Annotated in this window: 1 protein-coding gene; it reads right to left on the reverse strand. The window is 75.0% G+C overall.

What is annotated here, in order from left to right; all coding sequences use genetic code 11:
- The coding region (locus tag AC1D01_RS38060) for a hypothetical protein (protein WP_477875182.1) at positions 1-565 on the reverse strand (565 nt) is incomplete at both ends.

A 565-nucleotide genomic window follows, 5' to 3' on the forward strand; every position in this document is an offset into this window, starting at 1 on the left:
GCGTCAGCTTGTAGCTGACCGGCAGGCCGGCCTGCGTGTTCGCGGTGGCCTCGGCATCGGCGACGCCGAGCGTCGTCAGCGCCGGCGCTGCCGCGGGCGCAGATGCAGCCATGGCAGCCGATGCCGCCGCGGCCGGCCGCAGCACCGGCGTGTAGACGTTCAGCACATACGCCTGCTGCGCGGCGCGCGAGGGCGACGCTGCATCCTGCACGCCCAGCACGAAGCGGAAGCTGCCGTTCTCGGCCGGCAATCCGCTGAGCCGGCCGTCCTCGGTCAGCACCAGCCCCGGCGGCAGCTTGCCGTCGATCGTGTAGCGGTACGGCGGCGTGCCGCCCTTCACCACCTCGCGCGGACCATACGGCGCACCGCGGCGCGCCGATGGCAGCGTGACGGTCTTGTAGACCAGGCGCATGTCGATGCCCGACGCGGCCGAGGCCGCCGGCCACGCGGCGATCGGGACCATCGCGATGTCGGGCGAGGACGCTGCTGCGGGGGCGGATGCCGGCACCGTCGCCGCGCGCAGCCCGAGGCTCGCCGCCAGCACCAGCACCGCGCCGGCCAGCGC

The organism is Rhizobacter sp. P3_B12, from assembly GCF_056402895.1.